Here is a 17,075-nt window from a genome sequence, read left to right on the forward strand (position 1 = left end):
CCTAAAAAAAGGCTGACTGATATTTTCAGTCAGCCTTCTTCAATCTTTATTCAGCTGGTGCTGCTTCTTGTTCGAACCATTTTTGTGCCAACTTCTCGATTTCTCCTGAATCAATCATCTTGTTCAATTCTTCATTGAATTGATCGCGGAGCTCATCGTCCTTACGGAAGGCGGCGGCAGAACCGGCCTCTTCCTCGTCGACGATTTCAAACGTTGAAAGTTCGCTGTCTTGGTCGAGGTATTTCTTCGCGACCGTATCCTCGATGACCATTGCATCGATGCGACCAGTCTTGATTTCCTGGATGATCTCCGGGATCTTGTTCAAGGCGACAATTTCAGCGCCCGGGATTTGTTCTTTAGCGATTCCTTCTTGAATCGAACCAAGTTGGACCCCGACTTGTTTCCCGTCTAAATCTTCAAGCGACTGGATGGCATCCCCTTTTGACAAGATCAAGTTCTTCGCAGTGAAGTAGATGTCTGAGAAATCAGCGTTCTCTTTTCGTTCTTCTGTCGGTGTCATACCTGCCATGACGAAATCGACACGGCCAGCGTTTAGCGCCCCGAGTAGGCTACCGAAATCCATGTCTTCAATTTTCAATTCATAGCCCATGTTCTCAGCCACTTGCTTGGCGATGTCGATATCGAAACCGACGATCTCGTCGCCGTTCGCCGTATCGACGAACTCATATGGGAAGTAGTCCGCACTCGTCCCCATGACGATGACTTTATCCTTCTCATCGGTCGACGTCGAACCTCCTTCGTTCACGTCTGCCCCACAAGCTACCGTGAAAGCGGCAAGACTTGCGATACATAATGCTAGAAAACCTTTTTTCATATTCATCGTCCCTTTCTTCATGTAGGATGAAATTATCAGAACTTTAAAAAAATTATGACATATATGTGAATAGTGCTCAACTGTTCTTCAACTCATCATATGTCCGACTTGTTCTTCAACCACTATATACACATAATTATTACTTGTAAAGTATATTCATGCATAAAATCTAAAAAAATACGGTCACATTCGCTCGTAAGCAAAATAAGTGACCGTACCGTTGTCGCGAGAGCCGTAGGGCTGCACCCGTTTGACCGACGCGATCGGGATGGCGCTATACACGTGGGGATAGCGTTCCCCGTCCTCGTCAAACTCGTAGTGGAGCAGGCTGCCGAGACGTCCGACATGGAACGAGACGAGCACGACTCGCTCCCCATGATAATGTCGACGCACGAATTTGCCGATCTGTTGCGGGGTGCAACAACGAATATAACCTTCCGTCTGGAGGGTCGGCTCGTTGATCTCGCCGCGCGACAAAGCAATCGTATATTCGGCCTCGCTCATGATTTTGACGACTGGTTCCATCTCATCGATCCCTTCTTAAGGAAAAGCGCAAAGGCAATGCCTCTGCGCTCACTTCTTAGGCGTAGTAAATATCGAACAACGTCTGTAACTGCTCGACGAGCTCTTCGGCCGTCGATGACTCGATCGTGCTCCGTTCGACCATCGTGACGATATTGCCGTCTTCTAACAGCGCGATCGATGGTGACGACGGGGCGTAACCTTCGAAGTATTCACGGGCCCGGTCCGTCGCTTCACGGTCTTGACCCGCGAACACAGTCACGAACTGGTCCGGTTTGACGCCTTCCATCTTGTTCACGTACGCTGCTGCCGGACGAGCGATGCCACCAGCACAGCCACATACCGAGTTGACGAGCACGAGCGTTTTGCCTTCTTTTGTTAACGCCGCGTCGACTTCTTCCGGTGTCGTGAGTTCTGTGTACCCTGCAGCGCGTACCTCATTGCGAGCTTGTTCGACTACATCTTGAAAGTATAATTGAAAATCCATATTGTTTCCCCTTTCGACTTGCGTCTGTTCTTTCTTATTTTACGTCTAGTGGATCGGTTAGGACAAGTCTATCGCTCAGTTGTCCTTCGAGGAACGGTGTCGCGTTCAACAGCGTCTTGAAGGCCACATAGCGGGCCCGCGCTTCAGCGGTCGCTTCCCGGTTCGTGAGATACGCCCGAATCAGGATGTTTTTCGGCGTGTGCTCCATATCGATGAACTCGAGCAGTTGCGCCTCATAGCCGACGAGTCCAAGTAATTCGGCCCGAATCGAATCGGTGGCGAGCGCCGCGAACCGTTCTTTGACGAGTCCATGCTGCAGCATGACGTCGAGGCTCGGCGCCTCGAGTTGACGATTCAATTCTTTTTGACAACAAGGGACGCTCAAGATGACTTTAGCTCCCCAGCGAACGGCCCGGGCGAGCGCCATGTCCGTCGCGACGTCACAGGCATGAAGCGTGACGACCATATCGACCGCCGTCTCGCCTTCGAACTCGTTGATGTCCCCGACGAGAAACTCGAGGCGCTCATAGCCGAGGTCACGGGCAATCCCGGCACATTCTTCGATGACTTCCTTCTTCAAATCGAGCCCGGTGATATGGACGTCATAGCCTTTCATCTCATGCAGGAAGTGATAGAGGGCGAACGTCAAATATGACTTCCCTGAGCCGAAGTCGAGAATCCGTATCGTCCGGTCGGTCGGCAAGTGTTTGATCGAGTCCTCGATAAATTCGAGGAAACGATTGATTTGCTTGAACTTGTCATACTTTTGGCGTTTCACTTTCCCATCCTCGGACTGGACGCCGAGGCGGATGAGGAACGGGACCGGTTCATCGAGCGGCAACACATACTGCTTCTCGCGGTTATGGCTCAGCTTCACTTGTTTGACGGCCGTCTCACGTTCCTTGAACGTCACTTTGAACTTTTTAGACAGTTGAAAGTGGACCTCGGACGCCGTCAACTGGAACTGACCTTGGCGGAACGTCTCGAGCAATTCATCGAGCTCGTTGACCGCCTCGTCCGGTGTGAGATTTTTATGTTTCATCACCCGTTCAAATTGGTATTCGAACTGTATATGGTACTCGCCTTTCAACAGGACCGGCTTCAATTTGACCCGGCGCAAATCGTTCGACTTTTGACGCGGTTGGCTGATTGTCGCCGTCACGAGCTCGTTCTGGCGAATCACATCAGCGAGTCGCTGTTTTAACTCTGTATATTCCACTGCGTTCATCCTTTTTTCAATAGTTTCGAAACTTTTGTTCACGTGTATTCGTACATACTATTACACGAACACGTGCAAACGTCAAAGGAGGATTATTGTATGTTCAAAAAGTTATTATCATCGATTGGGATCGGTGCCGCGACGGTCGATACACGGCTCGCGGAGAACGCCTGTGTGCCAGGCGGGACGCTCGATGGTGTCGTCCATATCAAGGGCGGCAGCACCGAGCAATCGGTCGACCGGATTTACATCTTCTTCAACACGCTCTATAAGCATGAGGTGAACGACAAGACAACGTACTCGACGTTCACGATTGAGAAGATTTTGTTGAACGAGGCGCCGTTCATGATTGGTCCCGACGAAGTGAAAGAAATCCCGTTCACGATCGACGTGCCGTTCAACACGCCGATTTCGGTCAGCCAATCGAAATCGTGGATTGAGACCGGTCTCGATATCGCCCAGGCCGTCGACCCGAAAGACGAGGACTCGATTCTCGTCAAACCGAACCACGCTCAACAGGTCGTCCTCGACGTGCTCGACGACATCGGCTTCCGCTTGAAGAAGGCTGATACGGAGATGCTCCCGGCCCGCCATCGTTCCGGCCGTCTCCCGATTGCCCAAGAACTCGAATATTCACCGAACGGCACGAGCTATGGACGCAAACTCGATGAGCTCGAAGTCGTCATGCTCCAAACGGAGTCGTCTCTAGACTTATTGATTCAAGTCGACAAGAGCGTCCATAATCTCGGCAGCCTGTTCGCCGACTTGACGGGGACCGACGAGTCGACGCACCGTCTCAGCTATACGAACACCGAGCTCGCCTCGCCCGAACGGATTCGCCGCGATCTCGAGGCATTGATTGAACGTTCCATCTGAACCATGTTGCCACGGAAAATTCCGTGGCTTTTTTATTTTCCATATGAAAAATCCTGCCCTCGATCGAAGGCAGGACGTGAATCAATAGAGCGTATACGTGTCTGGGTCGATGGACTCGAGCGACTGTTTGATCGCCTGCAAGAATTGACCGGCGACGAGACCGTCGAGGACACGGTGGTCGACCGACATACACAAGTTGACCATATCACGCGCTGCGAACATCCCATTCACCCAAACGGGACGTTTCACGATCGACTCGACCGATAGGATGGCCGCTTGCGGATAGTTCAAAATCGGCGCCGATTGAATCGAACCGAACGCACCCGTATTGTTGATCGTGAACGTGCCACCGCGCATCTCGTCCGCTTTCAAACGGTTGCCGCGGGCACGCGCCGCCACGTCTTGAAGGGCGACAGCGAGCCCTTTGATGTTCTTCTCGTCCGCGTGCTTGATGACCGGGACGTAGAGGGCGTCGTTCGCTGCGACGGCGACCGACAGATGGATATCTTGATGGACTTTGATGTGATCGCCCGCCCATTCCGAGTTCATCATCGGGTGTTTTTTGAGCGCCTCGATCGCCGCCTTCATAAAGAACGGCATGAATGTCAGTTTGACACCTTCCCGCTTGAAGAACTCGTCTTTCAACTTGGCCCGGGCTGAGACGAGGTTCGTCACATCGACCTCGATCATGAGCCACGCATGCGGGGCCTCATGTTTCGAGCGGACCATGTTGCTCGCGATCGCTTGACGGACACCGGCCGTCGGAATCAACTCGACGCGGTCCGTTGAGACGTCAGCAGAAGTCGTAGCAGCTGGCGTTACAGCCGGGGCAGCAACTGTTTCAGGCACTTCGAGCTTCACTTGGGTCATCGTCTCTTGGACTGGCGTCTGCGTCGCCGCTTCCGGTTTGACCGGACGACCTTCTGACAAGTAGCGGAGGACATCTTTGCGCGTGATGCGACCACCGAGGCCGCTGCCGTCGAGCTCGTTCAAGTCGATCGCATTCTCATTGGCGAGTCGGATGACCGCCGGCGAGAAACGTCCATTATTCTGTTTTCGGGGGGCGGCCGACGCGGCAGTGACCGCTTGCTTCGTCTCGACCGGGGCCGATTCGACTTGTGCCGGTTCTGCTTTCGGTTCTGCTTTTGCCGGTGTAGACTCGGCACCTTCGACTTCCATGATGAGGACTGGCGTGCCGACGGCGACCGTGTCCCCTTCACTGATTAACATTTCTTTCACGACGCCGGCACTCGTCGCCGGGATCTCAGCCGTCACTTTATCGGTCATGACCTCGGCGAGCGGCTCATACTCCTCGACGCGGTCACCTGGTTTGACGAGAAACGTCGTGATCGTCCCCTCGGTGACACTTTCCCCGAGCTGTGGCATTTTAATTGTCTGTTCCATATGACCCCTCCTTAAAAGGCGGCGAGCTGACGTGCCCGCTCCGCGATTTTTTCAGGGGAGACGATGAAGAATTTCTCCATCGGTGGTGCATACGGCATCGACGGAACGTCCGGTCCCGCCAGACGTTCGATCGGCGCATCGAGTTCAAATAGTGCTTTCTCAGCGATGATGGCCGCGACTTCCCCGATGATGCTGCCTTCTTTATTGTCCTCGGTGACGAGGAGCACTTTCCCGGTTTTCTTGACGGATTCGACGATGGCGTCTTGGTCGAGCGGATAAATTGTGCGCAAATCGAGGATGTGCGTGCTGACCCCTTCGGCTTCAAGCGTCTTCGCCGCTTCCTGGGCCATGAGGACGCACAGACCGTACGTGATGATCGTGATATCGTCACCTTCCCGCTTGACGGCGGCCTTGCCGATCTCGACCGTATACTCTTCGGTCGGGAGTTCCGACTTCAATAGACGATACGCCCGTTTGTGCTCAAAGAAGAGAACCGGGTCATTCGAACGAATGGCTGCCTTAAGCAACCCTTTCGCATCGACCGGATCGGACGGGATGACGACCTTGAGTCCAGGCGTCGAGTTGAACATCGCCTCGACCGATTGAGAGTGATAGAGCGCACCATGAATTCCACCGCCGAACGGTGCACGGATGACCATCGGGCACGTCCAATCGTTATTTGAACGATAGCGGATTTTCGCCGCTTCTGAGACGATTTGGTTGACCGCCGGCATGATGAAGTCGGCGAATTGCATTTCGGCAATCGGACGCATGCCATACATGGCCGCTCCGATTCCGACACCTGCGATTGCGCTCTCGGCGAGTGGCGCATCGATGACGCGGTCCTCGCCGTACTTCTCAATCAAGCCTTGGGTCGCGCGGAACACACCGCCTCGGACGCCGACATCTTCCCCGAGCACGAAGACGTTCTCATCGCGTTCCATCTCTTCATGGATCGCTTCATTGATCGCTTCAATAAACGTTTTCATCACATTTCCTCCTCGTACACATGGTCCATCGTCGATTCAGGAGACGCATAGGGTGCCTTGTCGGCGTACGCAGTCGCCTCATTGACTTCACGATCGACGTTTGCCTCGATCTCTGCGAGTTCTTCCTCGGTCATGACGCCATCCTCAATCAAACGCTTCCGGAACAATTGATTCCCGTCGCGATTTTTAAGGTCAGCCAACTCTTCGAACGAGCGGTACGCTTTGTCATCGTCATCCGACGAGTGCGGTACGAGACGTTCGACTTCGGCTTCGATGAGCGTCGGGCCTTCGCCGCGAAGAGCGCGGTCGCGGGCTTCTTTCACGGCGACATAGACGGCAATCGGATCTGTCCCATCGACCGTGACGCCCGGCATCCCGTAACCTTTGGCGCGGTCCGATACACGCTCACAAGCGAGCTGCTTCGAGAGCGGTACCGAGATGGCATATTTGTTGTTCTCACAGAACAAGATGACCGGTAGCTTGTGGACACCGGCGAAGTTTGCACCTTCGTGGAAGTCGCCTTGGTTCGATGAGCCTTCTCCAAACGATACGAATGTGACGAGCTCTTCATTTTTCAGTTTGGCGGCGAGCGCTACACCGACCGCATGCGGTACTTGCGTCGTCACCGGAGACGAACCCGTCACGATGCGGTGCTGTTTTGAACCGAAATGCCCTGGCATCTGACGACCGCCCGAGTTCGGGTCTTCCGCCTTGGCGAACGCCGACAACATCAAGTCGCGAGCCGTCTGTCCGAAGTGCAGGACAACGGCGACATCGCGGTAATACGGGAGAATATAGTCCGTCCCTTTCTCAAGCGCGAACGCTGCCCCGACTTGGGCCGCCTCTTGTCCTTGACACGAGACGACGAACGGGATTTTTCCGGCACGGTTCAATTTCCACATGCGCTCATCGATTTTACGGGCGCGGACCATCGTCTCGTACATCGCACCGAGGTCTTGTTTCGTCAATCCTAGTTCCTCATATGAATTCACAGTCATCTGTTCCATTCTGTTTCCTCCTTAGGCGTGAATCGGTAATCCGTCAACGGCCAGTGCCGCTTCTTGGAACGCTTCGCTCAGCGCCGGGTGAGGATGGACGAGTTGGCCCATTTCCCATGCCGTGGCGTTCAAGACGAGAGCGAGTCCGCCTTCTGTGATCAGTTCTGTCGCTTTTGGCCCGACGATATGCACACCGAGCAGGTCGTCGGTCGACTTGTCGGACACGAGCTTGACGAATCCGTCCGCCGGTCCTTCGATGCGGGCCTTGCCGAGGCCGTTGAAACGATACGTGCCCGTCTTCACTTCATGACCGGCCGCTTTGGCCGCTTCCTCGGTCATGCCGACCGATGCGACTTCCGGCACCCCGTAGACGCAACGCGGGATCAACGCATAATCGAGCGGAGTCGGCTCGTGACCGAGAATCGTCTCGACCGCCTTGACACCTTCCGCTGAGGCGACATGGGCGAGCTGGAGCTTGCCGATGCAGTCCCCGATGGCGAAGATGTGACGTTCTTTCGTCCGATACTGCTCATCGACTTGGATGACACCGTTCTCGACGACAATCGATGTGTTCTGTAACCCGAGATGTTCCGTATTGGCGACCCGTCCGACCGAGACGAGCACACACTCGACCGAGATCGTCTCTTCGCCGACCGCGAGTGCGACGGCGTCCGGGGTCACTTCAGTCCGCTCGGGGTCGACCGTGACGTTCTTTTTCACTTTGACGCCGCGCTTTTTGAGGAGTCGTTCGACTTCCCGTGACACCGCCTTGTCTTCGAGCGGCAACAGTCGCTCTCCGACTTCGATCAAGGTGACGTCAACGTCGAGGTCGATGAGCATCGAGGCCCATTCGACACCGATGACCCCACCGCCAACGATGGCGATCGATGCCGGCAACTGTTCGAATTGGAGCAGGTCGTCCGAGTTTAAAATCCGTGTATGGTCAAACGGCAGACCAGGCAGTTCGCGCGGAATCGACCCCGTCGCGATGATGAGCTGGTTCGGCAAGATGAGCTCAGACTCGCCCGAGCTGTCCTCGACCGCGACCGTTCCCGGCTGCGGCGAGAAGATGCTCGGCCCTAAAATCGAGGCCTTGCCGCGGAATACCTCGATCTTGCCTTGTTTCATCAAGTGCTCGATGCCTTTCTCAAGCCCTGCGACCAAATCGCGTTTGAACGACTGGGCGCGTTCCATGTTGAACGTGACCGTTCCCGTCTCGACGCCGTAGGCGCTCCCATGTTTCGCCGTCTGATAGACGTGGGCCGCTTTCAACAACGCCTTCGTCGGGATGCAGCCTTTATGTAGACATGTCCCGCCGAGTTTCTCGGCCTCCACGATTGCGACAGTTCTACCGGCTTGGGCCGCCTTGATGGCCGCGACATATCCGCCAGGACCGCCGCCGATGACGACGATCTCAAATTCTCGTGCCATGTGTATCCCCCTCATATTCTCGAACTGCTTCTTCTTGTCGGATGGCCCGGAGTGCGCCTTCGGCGAGTGCCTTCAACTCATCTTCACCAGGATAGATGTGGACCGGCGCCAAATAGCCGACGCGCGCACTGATTTGCTCGGTCAGCCAAGTCGAATAGGCGATGCCGCCCGTCAACAGAATCGCGTCGACGTCACCAAATAAGGTGGCGCCATGTTTGGCGATCTCTTGGGCGACCCGGTACGCCATCGTCTCGTAAAGGAGTGCGGCTTGCTCATCACCGTCTGCCATCCGCTGTTCGATCTCGATCGCGTCGAACGTCCCGAGGTGGGCAAACAAACCTCCGCGTCCGACGATTTTTTGTTTCATTTCCGACTCTTTATACCTGGTACTATAACATAGTTCTACTACCTGTCCAACAGGAATCGAACCGGCTCGTTCCGGCGCGAGCGGTCCGTCGCCATCGAGTCCGTTGTTCACATCGATGACCGACCCTTTGGCATGGGCGCCAACCGTGATGCCGCCTCCGAGGTGAGCGATGATTAGGTTGAGTTCTTTGTAATCGCTTCCATTTTCGGCGGCAAAACGCTTCGCGACCGCTTTTTGGTTCAAGGCGTGGAAGATGCTGCGTCGGTTGATTTCAGGCATTCCGGTTGGTCGCGCGAGCGGTCCGAGCTCGTCGACGACTACTGGGTCAACGATAAAATTCGGTACTTGAAATAACTCACCGAGCTTGTGGGCGAGCAAACCGCCCAAGTTCGAGGCGTGCATGCCGAAACGTCCGCTCGCCAAGTCTTCCTGCATGAGCGGATTGACGGCGTACGTCCCCGACGTCATCGGGGCAAGCAAGCCACCGCGACCGACGATCGCGGACAAGTCCTCGCCCGCGATGCCCGTCTCGGCCAACAAGGCTCGTACTTCCCGTTCCCGATGCGAAAGTTGCTTCGGAATTGACAATCCTGTGACGTCGGCCCCATGACGGACGGTCCGAGACATGATCTCGACCGCTCCGTCAAACAAGCCGACCTTCGTCGAAGTCGAACCAGGGTTGATGGCAAGAATGAGCTGTCTTGTCATTTTAGCGACCACCTAACAGACTCTTTTCGACTTTCAAGAACTGGCTGCGTGAACGTGCCATCATCTGAATGCGCTCTTCAGCCATCTTCTCGGCCGCGACGTGGGTCGGTACCCCGTCCCGTTCGGCAATCTCGAAGACGCGCTGCATGTTGTCGTAAATGAGCTCGACTTTCTTCATCGCCCGCTCGCGGTTATAGCCTTCGAGCTCGTCGGCCACGTTGATGACACCGCCCGCGTTGATGACGAAGTCTGGGGCGTAAAGGATACCGCGCTCCTCGAGCACGTCCCCGTGACGATCCTCAGCGAGCTGGTTGTTCGCCGCTCCGGCGACGATTTGGGCTTTGAGCATCGGAATCGTCTTATCATTGATGACCGCACCGAGCGCACACGGGGCGAAGATGTCACAATCGACCGCATAAATCTCGTCCGGCTTGACGACCGTCGCGCCGAAGTCCGTCTCGGCCCGTTTGAGCGCCTCTTCGTTGATGTCGGTGACGACCAAGTGTGCCCCTTCTTCATGTAAGTGGCGGCACAAGTTATAGGCGACGTTCCCGACCCCTTGGACGGCGACCGTCTTGCCGGCGAGCGAATCCGAACCGAACTTCCATTTCGCTGCCGCCTTCATGCCGCGATACACGCCATACGCCGTCACCGGTGATGGGTTGCCGCTCGATCCGAACGCCGGGCTGACACCGGTCACGTAATCCGTTTCCATGTGGATGAAGTCCATATCGGCGACCGACGTATTGACGTCCTCGGCCGTGATGTAGCGCCCGCTGAGCGATTGCACGTAACGACCGAATGCACGGAACAACGCCTCTGATTTGTCCGTCTTCGCATTGCCGATGATGACGGCCTTCCCGCCACCAAGGTTGAGTCCCGCCGCCGCGTTCTTATACGTCATCCCTTTGGCGAGACGGAGAACGTCCGTGAGCGCCTCTTCTTCTGAAGCGTAGTTCCACATCCGCAGCCCCCCGAGAGCCGGTCCGAGCGTCGTATCATGAATCGCGATAATCGCCTTCAATCCCGATGCCTGATCTTGACAGAAGACGATTTGCTCATAGTCTTCAGCCTGTAAGACGTCGAAAATACGAAAGCGTGGTTCCATGTTAGTTTCCATCATTGATGATTCCTCCATATGCGTAGTTTATTTTTTGGCGTGCAGTAATGCGAACGCGAGTGAGTACAGCTTGGCCTCGGCCGTATCGGCCCGACTCGTCAAGACGACCGGGGCGGCCGCGCCGACGACGATGGCCGCCACACTTGCTCCGGCAAAGTACATCATCGACTTATAAAGGACGTTGCCGACCTCTATGTATGGGACGAGCAATAGGTCGGCTTGTCCGGCGACGTCGCTGGCGATGCCTTTCTGTTTGGCCGCGACCATGTCGACGGCGTTATCGAGCGCGAGCGGCCCGTCGACGATACAACCTTTGATTTGTCCGCGCCGGTTCATCTGACTGAGCAGTGCGGCGTCCAGTGTCGCCGTCATCTGCGGATTGACGACTTCGACCGCCGCGATGGCGGCCACTTTCGGCGACGCGTAACCGATGTCATGCATCGCCGCCACGGCGTTATGAATGATGTCGACTTTTTCATCGAGTGTCGGCGCGATATGGATCGCCGCGTCGGTCACCCCGATCAGCCGGTCCCGATTCGGGATTTGGAACAGGGCGATATGGCTGAGCGTCCGGTTCGTCCTCAGCCCCGTCTCCCGGCTGAGCACGGCTTTCATGAACGTCGACGTCGCGACCATTCCTTTCATGAGCACATCGGCTTCCCCCGTTTTGACGGCGAGTGTGGCCCGTTTGGCAATCTCTTTGTCGCCTTTGACGTGGATGATGTCGACCGCGTCCTCGTCGATGCCGTGATCATCACACAATCGTTTAATCTCTCGGGCCTCCCCGATCAGTTTGAACCGAGACAATCCGTGATTGGTCGCGAGCTTGACGGCGCGGATGACTTCTACGTCGGCCGCCCCGGCGATCGAGACGGTGCGCCCGTTCAGTTGTTTCGCTTGTTCGAGCATCCGTTCAAAATTCATGCGTGTCCCCCCTTGCCTGTCTTCACTTACTATCATGCAAGATTGTTTCCATTTTTGAAAGCGCTTTAACCAGTTGCATATTACGCACATTATTGCATGGTATGAAAAAAAGTGCAGGTAATTTATTGCAGACGTTCAAGTTTATTATACAGCGTTCGGATCGAGATGTGTAATCGACGAGCCGCTTCCGACTTGTTGCCGTCCGCTTCCTCGATCGCCCGTTCAATCAAATCTCGTTCGTAACGTGCGACGGCGTCTTGCAAGGAAAGCGCGTCGGTCGGTCGTGTCGACGGGACACGGGCTGAGAGTTGAAGATGGTGCGGGGCGATCCACTGTTCGCTGCTCGCCATATAGATCATCGCCCGGCCGAGCACGTTCTCGAGTTCACGGACGTTGCCTTTCCAGTATTGGCTCTTCAGCAGTTCGGTCGCCTCACGGTTCACACCGCGCACACTGCGGCCGTACTCTTGATTCAATTTACGGACGATGCGCTCACAGAGCGGCTCGACTTCTTCAAGCCGGTCCCGGAGCGGCGGGATATGAATCGGCATCCGATTGATCCGATAGTACAAGTCTTCACGGAACGTGCCGTCCGCCACTTTCTGTTCGAGGTCGGCGTTCGTCGCCGCGATGATGCGGACGTCGACCGGAATCGCATTCGTGCCCCCGACCCGGACGATCTCATGTTCCTGCAGGACACGGAGGAGTTTGACTTGGACGTCGACCGGCAGTTCGCCAATTTCGTCTAAGAAGAGTGAGCCGCCATCGGCCTCTTCGAAATAGCCGACCTTCCCACCACGTTTCGCCCCACTGAAGGCACCGTCCTCATAACCGAACAACTCACTCTCGAGGAGCGTCGGGGAGATGGCCGCGCAATTGACGCGGACGAACTTTTTATATTTCCGCGGAGACTCTCCGTGGATCGCATGGGCGAACAACTCCTTACCTGTTCCCGACTCCCCGCGAATGAGGACGGTGACCGGCGTGACCGCGGCGAGGCGGGCCTGTTCGATGACGAAGCGCATCGCGTCGCTCGACGCGATGATGTCGGCAAACTGGTATTTCGCCTCAAGGTTGCGGATACGCGTCTTCGCTTCTTGCAGCTCGTCACGGAGCGCCCGGATTTGAGACACGTCCCGGATCACACCGACCGACCCGCGCAGTTTCCCTTCGACGATAATCGGTTCGGCATTGACGAGAATGTCGCGCCGCGTCGCCCCGATTTGCATCCGGATATCGCGGACTCCTTGCCCGGTCGACAGCACTTTCAAGTGAACGCTCTCCTGCATGCCGATGTCGGCCGTCGCCGGCTTATCGACGACGTCTTCTTTCTTGAATCCCGTCAGTCGCGTATAGGACGGGTTGATTAAAATCGTATTCCCGTTGTGGTCGGCGACCGAGATCGCCTCGCTCGTACAGTCGATGATCGCCTCGAGCATCTGTTGGTTTTGCTTCAGCCGTTCGACGACGATACGGATGAACTCCCCGGGCAAGACGACCGCGTCCGCAAAATGTTCTTTCAACTCATCAAACGTCTCAGAGCGTCCGGTCGTCTCGATCACGAAATCGAGACGTGTTGCAGCACATACCCGCCAATCCCCCGCCGTCATAATCCCGTGGTTGCGCGCGAGCTGCACGCCTTCGGCCATCGCTTCCGGGTCGATGACGGCGACGACGGTGACGAGCGGCGAGTCGAGCAACATCTTCAACACCTCGGTCCCGCCTTTCCCCGCACCGACAATCATCAATCGTTTATTCATTCTAATATCCCCCATTTTACCGTTCTGCATCCATGCTACTGAACCTGAACTGATTTCGCAACCTCACAAAAAAGGCCGTGTCGAGCTATGTATTTTCTGTTAAAATAATGAGTGTTAAGGAGGAGATCCTATGCGTATCATCGCACTGCTGATCTTGATCATCCCTGGCCTACTTGGTGTCTATGGCATCAAGTTGCTTCGCGACAGTTTCTTCCTCAAAACGAGCGTCCCATTCTCTTGGATCGAGTCGGTGGCAGCCGCCTCCATGCTCCAAGGAACGTTCGGGCTGTTGATCGCGATGGGCGGGATCGGTTTTGTGGCAGGTTATATCTTCAATCGTGACAAGAAAACAGGCAAAGTCCCGCGAATAGATTCTTGAACACAAAAAAAGGTTCCCTAACTTGACTTCATTTCAAGTGCGGAACCTTTTTATTCGTATTGAATTGTGATCACTACGGATGATCTCCTCTCCTACTTGTTACAATCTTGTGACATGAGGTCCAATGGTCTTCTTAATGAAGAAGTTTGAAAGAAATTAGTAACTGCCGTCTTGCGTGAACGGAAACGTACCCATTCGAGTTACTAACAAATAGTCATCGGGTCATGTCGAACCATCCATCGTGAAGTCGAACGCTTGCCATAAACTGTTCAACGGTTGACAACACTCCTTTTGGTCAACTGAACGATTCGTTTTCCCCGAACACGGTCCCTAGCTTCGAACCGATGCCGGAATCGCCTCGCGAATGAGCGTACGTCGCGACCTCTCGTCGGGACGATGACGATTTGAGATGTCGTTCCCACCTCTGAGCTATTGACGGATAGCGGTCCGAGATGATTTCTTGCTCTAACCTGTTCCGGAACACGTTAGAAAGCGTTCATCTGACGCTCGTCCAAGTAACTTGGTACACCTTTATTATAACAAGTTCCGGCAATTTTGCAAGCGCTTTCTTTCACAATATTAAAGAAAATCAGGAGGAGAACCCCCTGATCGGTCATTTCTGTTTAAACGATTGATACGTGACGAAATATGAAATGAATTCAGAGTTTTTCGGACTGCGCTCGCGCTCAGGCCGGCCATCGAACATCTCATGGTCGCGCATCCCGTTCTCCCATGCCGTCTTGATGGCATGGCGCATCGCACGCTCGACACGGGACGACGTCGTCTCATGCTCTTTCGCGATCATCGGATACAGTTCCTTCGTGATCAATCCGAGCAGCTCTTGGCGCTCCCGGACGTAGACGACGGCTTGACGAATATATTTGAATCCTTTGATGCGCGGTGAAATCCCGAGTTGTTGCAACAACAGCGAGATATCGAGTTCTTCCGGCGACATCGCCTCGAATTCTCGGCTCGAACCAGCGGCGAGTTCGCGGATTTTCGTGATCAATTGTTGAATGTTGAACGGCTTGACCAAAAAGTAAGAAGCGCCGAGTTGAACTGCCTGTTTCGTCACTTCATCTTTCCCGAACGCACTGAGCATGATCACTTCCGGTTTGGCATGAGCCAATTCCGTCTGTAACCGTTCGAGGACGCCGATGCCGTCCAGGTGCGGCATGATGATGTCGAGCAGCAGCACGTCCGGCTGGTGTGTCTTGACGACGTCTAAGCATGCCTCGCCGTCGTAGGCGGTCCCGACGACTTTTAAGTCGTCCTCGGACTCGAGTTGTCGGGTCAACAAGTCGACGATTTCTCGATTGTCGTCCGCGATGCATAATGTGATCAATTAAGACACCCCTTCGATAAACTTCCGTTTTAATTGGAGAGACATAGTGAGCAGTTCCTCCACATGTTGTTTCGTCAAATCCGTCATCTGCGCCCCGGCGATCATGCGCCCGAGCTCATCGACCCGTTCGGCATGACCGAGCGTGGAGACGTTCGTCTTCGTGCGATCATCCGTCTCCGTCTTCGTGATGTACAAGTGCTGATCCGCCATGGCGGCCACTTGAGCCAAATGGGTGATACAGAGCACTTGTGAGCCGACCGACAGACGGAAGATCTTCTCACCCATCGCTTGGGCGACCCGTCCTGAGACACCCGTATCCACTTCATCGAAAATGATCGACGCGACGCCGACCGTTCGCGAGAAAATCGACTTCAAGGCGAGCATGACGCGGGACAATTCTCCGCCGGAGGCCACTTTGGCGAGCGGCTTGAAAGGCTCCCCGACGTTCGTCATCATATAGAATTCGACTTGATCGAGCCCGTCCGCCTTGAACGGTCCTTCTTTGAACCGAACTTCGAACTGGGTCTTCTCCATATATAATTCTTTCAATTCACGCTGAATCGCCTTCTCGAGCTCGGTAGCCGCTTGTTTACGGGCCGCCGATAGCGCCAGCCCGGACGTACGTACTTTTTGTTCGAGCTGGGCGAGCCGGTCCGATAGTTCTTGCAAATGTTCTTCCCGATTCGTCATCGATTTTAACTCATCAGCAATTTTTTCCCCGTACGTGATGACCTCGTCGATCGTGGCCCCGTATTTCCGCTTCAGCTGTTGGAACAAAGCGAGCCGCGTCTCGATCTCATCGAGCCGGATCGGGTCGAATTCGAGCGAGTCGAGCTGGTCACGCAACTGAAATTTCGCGTCTTCGAGCAAGAAGTAAGCGTTCGAGATCGTCTCGGCCATCGGCGCGAGCGATGTCGACAATGCGGAAGCTTCCTCCATCTCGCGCATGGCGATGCCGATCTGGTCGAGCCCTTTCGCCTCATCCGCGACCGCCTCATACGATAACCGGACGTGCTGATGAATCCGCTCGAAGTTGGCGAGCTCGTTCCGTTCCTCCGTGAGCGCCTGTTCTTCACCGACTTTCAGCTCGGCCGCCTCGATCTCATTCGTCTGGAACGCGAGCAAGTCCATGCGTTGGGCCAACTCTTGTTCACTTTGACTCAACCGTTTCAACTCATCGGCGACGTTTTTCCAATCGACGTAAGCCTCGCGATATCGCTCGAGGAGCGGGGCGAGCTCGGATTCGGCAAAGCTGTCCAAAATACCGAGATGGTACTCGGCATCCATCAAGTGCTGATGCTCGTGCTGGCCATGGATATCGACGAGCAGTCGGCCGAGTTCGCGTAGCGTCGATAGCGGCATCATCTTGCCGTTGACCCGGCATACGCTCTTTCCGCTGCTATGTAAGTCGCGGCGTAAAATGACGGTCCCTTCTTCGATCTCGATCCCGTATTGGGTCGCCGCCTCGAGGATCGGGTGGTCCGGTTCGACGATGAACAGCCCTTCGATCTCCGCCTTGTCTTGACCGTAACGGACGAACTCGCTCGAGCCGCGTCCCCCGACGAGCAAACCGATGGCGTCGAGTAAGATTGACTTCCCGGCCCCGGTCTCCCCTGTCAATACGGTCATCCCACGTTTGAACGTGATATTCAGTTCATCGATGATCGCAAATTGTTTGATCGATAGTTCTGCTAACATACGATAATTCACC

Annotated in this window: 16 protein-coding genes; 2 read left to right on the top strand and 14 right to left on the bottom strand. The window is 55.0% G+C overall.

Translation table 11 applies throughout. The features are described 5' to 3' along the window. Positions 1-46 precede the first annotated feature (46 nt). The 4 genes from KNP06_RS07685 to KNP06_RS07700 all read right to left on the bottom strand — a co-directional run bounded on the left by KNP06_RS07685 (position 47) and on the right by KNP06_RS07700 (position 3,063). On the bottom strand, positions 47-835 hold the full coding sequence (locus KNP06_RS07685; RefSeq protein ID WP_138860293.1) for a transporter substrate-binding domain-containing protein: 789 nt from the start codon (positions 833-835) through the stop codon (positions 47-49). Between the two features lie 183 nt (positions 836-1,018). Beyond that, positions 1,019-1,360, bottom strand: a complete 342-nt coding sequence (locus tag KNP06_RS07690) for a DUF952 domain-containing protein (RefSeq protein ID WP_021067681.1) — start codon at positions 1,358-1,360, stop codon at positions 1,019-1,021. 55 nt (positions 1,361-1,415) lie between these two features. Beyond that, entirely contained in the window at positions 1,416-1,844 is a 429-nt protein-coding gene (locus KNP06_RS07695; RefSeq protein ID WP_034777946.1) for a BrxA/BrxB family bacilliredoxin, read from the bottom strand. 34 nt (positions 1,845-1,878) lie between these two features. Further along, on the bottom strand, positions 1,879-3,063 hold the full coding sequence (locus tag KNP06_RS07700; RefSeq protein ID WP_214711453.1) for a class I SAM-dependent methyltransferase: 1,185 nt from the start codon (positions 3,061-3,063) through the stop codon (positions 1,879-1,881). A gap of 99 nt (positions 3,064-3,162) precedes the next feature. Here KNP06_RS07700 and KNP06_RS07705 point away from each other — a divergent pair, with 99 nt between their 5' ends. Beyond that, complete coding sequence (locus KNP06_RS07705; RefSeq protein WP_138859284.1) at positions 3,163-3,939, top strand: sporulation protein; 777 nt, start codon at positions 3,163-3,165, stop codon at positions 3,937-3,939. Positions 3,940-4,020: 81 nt separating this feature from the next. Here KNP06_RS07705 and KNP06_RS07710 read toward each other — a convergent pair whose 3' ends face one another. From KNP06_RS07710 to KNP06_RS07745, 8 genes are all read right to left on the bottom strand, one after another. After that, positions 4,021-5,343 (bottom strand): dihydrolipoamide acetyltransferase family protein, encoded by a 1,323-nt coding sequence (locus tag KNP06_RS07710; protein WP_214711452.1) that lies wholly within the window; start codon positions 5,341-5,343, stop codon positions 4,021-4,023. Between the two features lie 11 nt (positions 5,344-5,354). Beyond that, on the bottom strand, positions 5,355-6,332 hold the full coding sequence (locus KNP06_RS07715) for an alpha-ketoacid dehydrogenase subunit beta (protein ID WP_214711451.1): 978 nt from the start codon (positions 6,330-6,332) through the stop codon (positions 5,355-5,357). Beyond that, the gene (locus KNP06_RS07720; protein ID WP_138860292.1) at positions 6,332-7,330 is read right to left on the bottom strand and encodes a thiamine pyrophosphate-dependent dehydrogenase E1 component subunit alpha; all 999 of its coding nucleotides are present in this window, start codon (positions 7,328-7,330) and stop codon (positions 6,332-6,334) included. Before KNP06_RS07720 ends, KNP06_RS07715 begins: the two co-directional genes overlap by 1 nt. Before the next feature lie 21 nt (positions 7,331-7,351). Further along, positions 7,352-8,761 carry a dihydrolipoyl dehydrogenase gene (lpdA, locus tag KNP06_RS07725; protein ID WP_214788414.1) on the bottom strand — a complete coding sequence of 470 codons (1,410 nt, stop codon included), beginning with the start codon at positions 8,759-8,761 and terminating at the stop codon, positions 7,352-7,354. Next, entirely contained in the window at positions 8,745-9,836 is a 1,092-nt protein-coding gene (gene buk / locus KNP06_RS07730; RefSeq protein ID WP_214711449.1) for a butyrate kinase, read from the bottom strand. The genes lpdA and buk overlap by 17 nt, the downstream gene beginning before the upstream one ends. Before the next feature lies 1 nt (position 9,837). Next, complete coding sequence (locus tag KNP06_RS07735; protein ID WP_214711448.1) at positions 9,838-10,959, bottom strand: Glu/Leu/Phe/Val family dehydrogenase; 1,122 nt, start codon at positions 10,957-10,959, stop codon at positions 9,838-9,840. A gap of 24 nt (positions 10,960-10,983) precedes the next feature. Further along, a complete protein-coding gene (gene yqiS, locus KNP06_RS07740; RefSeq protein ID WP_034777965.1) occupies positions 10,984-11,880 on the bottom strand; it encodes a phosphate butyryltransferase in 897 nt (298 codons plus the stop codon). A gap of 122 nt (positions 11,881-12,002) precedes the next feature. Continuing rightward, the gene (locus KNP06_RS07745; protein ID WP_138859277.1) at positions 12,003-13,640 is read right to left on the bottom strand and encodes a sigma 54-interacting transcriptional regulator; all 1,638 of its coding nucleotides are present in this window, start codon (positions 13,638-13,640) and stop codon (positions 12,003-12,005) included. A gap of 130 nt (positions 13,641-13,770) precedes the next feature. Between KNP06_RS07745 and KNP06_RS07750 the strand changes: the two genes are divergently transcribed. Continuing rightward, complete coding sequence (locus KNP06_RS07750; RefSeq protein WP_034777970.1) at positions 13,771-14,019, top strand: DUF2627 family protein; 249 nt, start codon at positions 13,771-13,773, stop codon at positions 14,017-14,019. Positions 14,020-14,632: 613 nt separating this feature from the next. On the opposite strand, the gene spo0A is transcribed toward KNP06_RS07750, so the two are convergent. Beyond that, a complete protein-coding gene (spo0A, locus tag KNP06_RS07755; protein WP_138859276.1) occupies positions 14,633-15,364 on the bottom strand; it encodes a sporulation transcription factor Spo0A in 732 nt (243 codons plus the stop codon). Beyond that, entirely contained in the window at positions 15,365-17,062 is a 1,698-nt protein-coding gene (gene recN, locus KNP06_RS07760; protein ID WP_214711447.1) for a DNA repair protein RecN, read from the bottom strand. Positions 17,063-17,075: the final 13 nt, after the last annotated feature.

The organism is Exiguobacterium sp. s21 (assembly GCF_018617975.1).
GTDB lineage: Bacteria > Bacillota > Bacilli > Exiguobacteriales > Exiguobacteriaceae > Exiguobacterium > Exiguobacterium mexicanum_A.

What these genes read in the sequence shown, in the direction of transcription:
- recN (WP_214711447.1), bottom strand. Translation starts at nt 17,062, where the DNA reads ATGTTAGCAGAACTATCGATCAAACAATTTGCGATCATCGATGAACTG.
- KNP06_RS07745 (WP_138859277.1), bottom strand. Translation starts at nt 13,640, where the DNA reads ATGAATAAACGATTGATGATTGTCGGTGCGGGGAAAGGCGGGACCGAG.
- KNP06_RS07715 (WP_214711451.1), bottom strand. Translation starts at nt 6,332, where the DNA reads ATGAAAACGTTTATTGAAGCGATCAATGAAGCGATCCATGAAGAGATG.
- KNP06_RS07695 (WP_034777946.1), bottom strand. Translation starts at nt 1,844, where the DNA reads ATGGATTTTCAATTATACTTTCAAGATGTAGTCGAACAAGCTCGCAAT.
- KNP06_RS07735 (WP_214711448.1), bottom strand. Translation starts at nt 10,959, where the DNA reads ATGATGGAAACTAACATGGAACCACGCTTTCGTATTTTCGACGTCTTA.
- lpdA (WP_214788414.1), bottom strand. Translation starts at nt 8,761, where the DNA reads ATGGCACGAGAATTTGAGATCGTCGTCATCGGCGGCGGTCCTGGCGGA.
- KNP06_RS07750 (WP_034777970.1), top strand. Translation starts at nt 13,771, where the DNA reads ATGCGTATCATCGCACTGCTGATCTTGATCATCCCTGGCCTACTTGGT.
- KNP06_RS07685 (WP_138860293.1), bottom strand. Translation starts at nt 835, where the DNA reads ATGAAAAAAGGTTTTCTAGCATTATGTATCGCAAGTCTTGCCGCTTTC.
- KNP06_RS07710 (WP_214711452.1), bottom strand. Translation starts at nt 5,343, where the DNA reads ATGGAACAGACAATTAAAATGCCACAGCTCGGGGAAAGTGTCACCGAG.
- yqiS (WP_034777965.1), bottom strand. Translation starts at nt 11,880, where the DNA reads ATGAATTTTGAACGGATGCTCGAACAAGCGAAACAACTGAACGGGCGC.
- KNP06_RS07690 (WP_021067681.1), bottom strand. Translation starts at nt 1,360, where the DNA reads ATGGAACCAGTCGTCAAAATCATGAGCGAGGCCGAATATACGATTGCT.
- KNP06_RS07705 (WP_138859284.1), top strand. Translation starts at nt 3,163, where the DNA reads ATGTTCAAAAAGTTATTATCATCGATTGGGATCGGTGCCGCGACGGTC.
- KNP06_RS07720 (WP_138860292.1), bottom strand. Translation starts at nt 7,330, where the DNA reads ATGACTGTGAATTCATATGAGGAACTAGGATTGACGAAACAAGACCTC.
- buk (WP_214711449.1), bottom strand. Translation starts at nt 9,836, where the DNA reads ATGACAAGACAGCTCATTCTTGCCATCAACCCTGGTTCGACTTCGACG.